The sequence below is a fragment of the Streptomyces sp. NRRL F-5650 genome (genome assembly GCF_000721365.1).
GTDB lineage: Bacteria > Actinomycetota > Actinomycetes > Streptomycetales > Streptomycetaceae > Streptomyces > Streptomyces ardesiacus.
Genome location: NZ_JOGV01000100.1, coordinates 1 through 5588 on the forward strand (window position 1 = coordinate 1; position 5588 = coordinate 5588).

The following is a 5588-nucleotide window of genomic DNA, read 5'->3' on the forward strand; positions in this document are numbered from 1 at the left end:
CACCCCCTGCTGCGCCGGCCCACTCGGCGCCGTCAACCCGTTCGACGCCCCGTCCTGATTCACCGCCGAACCCCGGATCACCGCCCACACACGCCGCCCGTGACGCACCGCGTCCGACAACCGCTCCAGCACCAGCACCCCGACGCCCTCGGCCATGCCGGTGCCGTCCGCCGCGTCCGCGAACGACTTGCACCGGCCGTCCGCCGACAGACCCCGCTGCCGGGCGCCCTCCCGGAGCACCTGGCTCGTCCCCATCACCGTGACTCCGCCGGCCAGCGCCAGTTCGCACTCCGAGGACCGCAGCGAGCGCACCGCCTGGTGCACGGCCACGAGCGACGACGAACACGCCGTGTCCACCGACACCGGGGTGGAGAAGTGGTTTCCGTACCCGAAGTACGCCAGGCCCGTGAAGACCCCCGTTTTGCTGCCGTGCAGGGTGTGCGGGTCGATGCCGGCCCGTTCCAGGGACTCCCAGGAGACCTCCAGCATGAGCCGGTGCTGCGGATCGGCGGCCAGTGCCTCACGTGGGCTGATGCCGAAGAACTCGGCGTCGAAGTCCCCCGCGTCGTACAGGAATCCGCCGGAGCGCGTGTAGCAGGTGTTGGGCCGGTCCGGGTCCGGGTCGTAGAGCGCTTCGAGGTCCCAGTGGCGGTCCCGCGGGAGGTCCGACACCGCGTCCCCGCCGGTCCGCACCAGGTCCCACAGCTCTTCGGGCGAGGTCACCCCGCCCGGAAAGCGGCAGGCGACACCCACGATCGCCACAGGCTCGGTCGCGGCGGCCTCCAGTTCCCGCAGCCGTCGCCGGGTCTCGATCAGTTCGAGCGAGGTCCGCTTCAGATAGTCGAGAAGACCGGGGTTGTCGTCCTTCGTCATCGCTCTCCCCTAACCAAGCTCTTCGTCCAGTAGCGAAAGCAGCTCTCCGGCCGACGCCGAACCGATCCGGTCGGCGATGTCGGCCGGTGACGTGACGTCCTCCGCCGGACGCGTCGGGCGTGCCGTACGCACCAGGCCGGGCAGTTCGCGCAGCAGCGCGGAGACCGCGTCCTTGTCGTCGTCCGCGAGGTCCCCGAACGACGCCACGAGCCGGGCGCCCAGTCGCTCGATCTCCGTGGTCAGGAGATCGGCGGGGGACTGCGCGGCCGCACCGGGGTCCGGCTCGATGGCCGCGGTCATGAACCCCGCGACCGCGCGCGGGTTCGGGTAGTCGAAGGCGAGCGTGGCCGGCAGCTTCATGCCGGTCACCGCGGTCAGGTTGTTCCGCAGCTCCAACGCCATCAGGGAGTCGACGCCCAGCTCGCGGAAGGCCACGGCGGGACCGACCTGCGCGGTGTCCGCGTGGCCGAGGACGATCGCGGTCTGCGCCACGACGGACTCGAGCAGCACCGCCTCCGCCTCGTGGGGCGGCAGCGACCGCAGCCGCCGGGCCAGTTCGTCGCCGGTTTCGTCCTGGTGCCGGGAGCCGGGATCTCCGGCGGGCGCGCGGACCAGTCCGCGCAGCAGGGGTGACCCCGAGGGGCCCGCGCCCGCCGCCCCGGGTGCCGCGGCCTCCAGCCGCGCGGGCACCAGAACCGCTTCGTTCCGTGTGACCGCCGCGTCCAGGAGCGCGAGCCCCTGGCGCGTCGACAACGCCCGCACGCCCTGCCGTCGCAGGCGTACGACGTCCGCCTCCCCGATGTCGAGGCGCGTCTCGCCCTCTTCCGCCCACAGCCCCCAGCAGAGCGACCCTGCGGGCAGGCCGGCGCTCCGCCGGGCCTCCGCCAGCCCGTTGAGGAAGGCGTTGGCCGCCGCGTAGCCGGCCTGTCCCGCCGTCCCCAGCACGCTCGCGACCGAGGAGAACAGCACGAACGCGGAGAGGTCCAGATGCCGTGTCAGCGTGTGCAGGTGCCAGGCACCGTGCGCCTTCGGCGCCAGCACCGCTCCCACCCGGTCCTCCGTCAGCCCCTCGACGACCCCGTCGTCCAGTACGCCCGCGCAGTGGATCACCGCGGTCAGCGGGTGTTCCTCCGGCACCGCGGCGATCAGCTCGGCGACGGACCGCCGGCTCGTGACGTCGCACGCCACGACCTCGACGTGCGCCCCCGCGGCGGTCAGCTCGTCGCGCAGCCGTGCCGCTCCCGGCGCCGCGGCTCCTCGTCTGCCGGTCAGCATCAGCCGGCGCACCCCGTGCCGGGCGACGAGGTGCCGGGCCACGACGGCCCCCAGGCGGCCGGTACCCCCGGTGATCAGCACGGTCCGGGATCCGGCGGCCCCGTCGAAGGGCTCCCGGCCGGCCGGTGCACCGTGGACGTGCGCCAGCCTCGGGGTCGTCACGCGCCCGGCCCGGATCTTGAGCTGGGGCTCTCCGGTGGCAACCGCCGCGCGGAGACACAGCCACGACTCGGGCCGGTCGTCGGTGTCCGCGAGGGTGAGCCGGTCCGGGTTCTCGGTCTGCGCGCTGCGGACGAATCCCCAGACGGCGGTGGCCGCCGGGTCGGGAACGGGGACCCGCTCGTCCTGGATCGCCCTCCGGGTCACCACGACGAGGCGCGAGCCGGCGAACCGGTCGTCCGCGAGCCAGCGCCGCGTCAGCCGCAGCACCCGGTGCAGGTTCCGCTCGACGGCGGCAGGGGTGTCGTCGTCACCCTCCTTGCGCGCGTCGACGCCGGCGACGACGACGGGGGGTACCGGCCGGCCCGAGGCGGCCAGCTCGTCCAGGTCGGCGACGGCCACCACCTGCTGCCGCACGGCGGGGTCGACCGCGTCGGGGTCTCCCAGTACGCCGAGGGGGCCCGTGGCCGCGTCGGGCGGGACCGTCAGGGGTTCCCATTCCACCCGGAACAGCGAGTCCTGGCGGTCGAAGCCCAGCTCGGACAGCTTCTCGGCGTCGGCGGGCCGCAGGCGCAGCTCTGCCACGCCGCCGACGGGTGCCCCGGTCCGGTCCGCGACGGTCACCGACAGTGCGTTCTCCCCGGCGGGCGCGAGCCGGACTCGCAGCGCCTGCGGCGCGGCCGCGGGCATCCGGATTCCCGTGCACCGGAACGGCAGCCGGCCCTCGGGCCGGGAGTCGTCGGCCGTGCCGCCGACGCCGGCCGGGAGCAGCGCGGCGTGCAGCAGCGCCGGGTGGACGCGGAACCCGCCCCGGCCCGGGTGGTCGAGCGCGGGCAGTTCCACCTCGGCGAAGAGTGCGCCGTCGCGCCGCCACAGCGCCGTCAGACCGCGCAGCGCGGGCCCGTGGTCGTGCCCGAGCGCGGAGAGCCTGGTGTACGCGTCGTCGCACGGCACCTCGACCGCGCCCTCCGGCGGCCACGACCGCAGGCCGTCGTCCACCGGGGGGTCTTCCGGGGCGAGCCCGACGAGCCCGACGGCGTTGCGCGTCCATTGCGGCTCGCCGGCGTCCCGCGAGTGCACGCTCAGTACCCGGTCGCCGTCGACCATGACGCGGATCTCGCGATCGACCGTCCGGGACAGCACCAGCGGGACGTCCAGCGTCAGCTCGTCGACAGCGTCGCACCCCACCTTCCCCGCCGCCCACAGGGCCAGCTCCATCATCACCGTGCCCGGTACCAGCACCGCCCCGTGGACCACGTGGTCGGCGAGCCACGGATGGCGCCTCAGCGACAGCCGGCCACCGCCCACCACCGTGGCGCGTCCTTCGTCGTCGGGCAGATCGATCACGGCGTCGAGCAGCGGGTGGTCCGACGTGTTCTCGGCGTCGGTCTCCTTCGGCGTGTCGAGCCAGTAGCGCCGCCGTTGGAAGGCGTACGTGGGCAGGTCGGTCCAGCCGCCGTCGCGTCCGGGCAGCACCGGGTCCCAGGACACCTCGACGCCCGCGACGAACGCCTCGGCCACCGAGCGGAGGAACCGGGCCGGTGACCCGTCGTCGCGCCGCAGTGTGGACACGACCACCCTGGGGGGACCGGGGGTGGTGTCGATCATCTGCTGGACGTTCATCGTGAGCAGCGGGCGGGGGCTGACTTCGATGAACGCGCTGTTGCCCGCGTCGAGCAGACGCCGCATGCCGACGTCGAACCGGACCGTCTCCCGCAGGTTCCGGAACCAGTAGCCGGCGTCCAGCCCTGCGGTGTCGACCGGTTCACCGGTCACCGTCGAGCAGAACGCCACCGGGGCGGGCCGCGGGGCGATCCCGGCCAGCTCGTCGCGGACCCGGTCCTCGAACCGGTCCATCATCGGCGAGTGTCCCGCGATCCCCTCCGACGGGATCCACCGGGCCCGCACGCCCTCCAACTCGCAGCGGGCGAGCAGTTCCCGGACCGCCGAGGCCTCGCCGGAGACCGTCGTCGAGTACGGCCCGTTGACCGCGGCGACCGCGACGCGGGGCTCCAGCGGTGCGAGGAGTTCCCGGACCCGGTCCTCGGGCGCCACGATCCCGGCCATGCCGCCGCCCGCGTCGCCGGCCTCGGCCAGCATCCGGTAGCGCAGGGCCACGATCCTCGCCGCGTCCTCCAGTGTCAGGGCACCGGCGACGCAGGCCGCCGCGATCTCGCCCTGGGAGTGGCCGATCACCGCGTCGGGCGTCACCCCGAACGAACGCCATACCGCGGCCAGCGACACCATCACCGCGAACAGCACCGGCGGGGTCACGTCGGCCCGGTCCAGGTCCGCCGCGTCCGGACCGCCGCGGATGGTGTCGATCAGTGACCAGGTCACCCAGGGCGCGAGCGCGTCCGCGCACTCGCGCATCCGGTCGGCGAACACCGGGGAGGAGTCGTACAGTTCCCGTCCCATTCCCAGCCACTGCGAGCCGTGGCCCGGGAAGACGAACACCGTCCCCTTCAACGGGGTCGCGACCCCGCGGACGACGGCGGCAGGACTGTCGTCGTCCCCTGCGGCGACGGCGCTCAGACCGGCGAGCAGCCCGTCCCGGTCCGCGCCGATGACCACCGAGCGGTGTTCGAACAGCGATCGGGTGGCGACCAGGGAGCTCGCGAACGCGGCGGCGGGGACGTGCGGGTCCGCGGCCACCCGGACGCGCAGCCGCTCCGCCTGCGCACGCAACGCCGCCTCCGACCGCCCCGACACCACCCACGGCACCACCCCACCCACCACCGACCCCGACTCCCCCACACCCGCACCCGGAGACGGGTCCGGCGCCTCCTCCACAATCACATGCGCGTTCGTCCCACTCACCCCGAACGACGACACACCCGCCCGACGACGACCCCCCTCCGACCGCACCCACTCCCGCCCCTCCACCAACAACTCCACCCCACCCGACGACCAGTCCACATGCCGCGACGGCCGGTCCACATGCAACGACCCCGGCACAAACCCGTGCCGCATCGCCATCACCATCTTGATCACCCCACCCACACCCGCAGCCGCCTGCGCATGACCCACATTCGACTTCAACGACCCCAACCACAACGGACGACCCCCCACCCGCTCCCGCCCATACGTCGCCAACAACGCCTCCGCCTCGATCGGATCACCCAGCCTCGTCCCCGTCCCATGCGCCTCCACCACATCCACCTCCGACGCACCCAACCCCGCATCCGCCAACGCCGCCCGAATCACCCCCTGCTGCGCCGGCCCACTCGGCGCCGTCAACCCGTTCGACGCCCCGTCCTGATTCACCGCCGAACCCCGGA

General features: G+C 73.9%; 2 protein-coding genes. Both read right to left on the reverse strand.

Translation table 11 applies throughout. The features are described from left to right. Positions 1-873, reverse strand: an 873-nt coding sequence (locus IG88_RS0137395; protein ID WP_031051210.1) for a beta-ketoacyl synthase N-terminal-like domain-containing protein, incomplete at its 3' end; no start/stop codon positions are given. 9 nt (positions 874-882) lie between these two features. Continuing rightward, positions 883-5588: type I polyketide synthase (locus IG88_RS0137400; protein ID WP_037837546.1), on the reverse strand; the 4706-nt coding region annotated here is incomplete at its 5' end.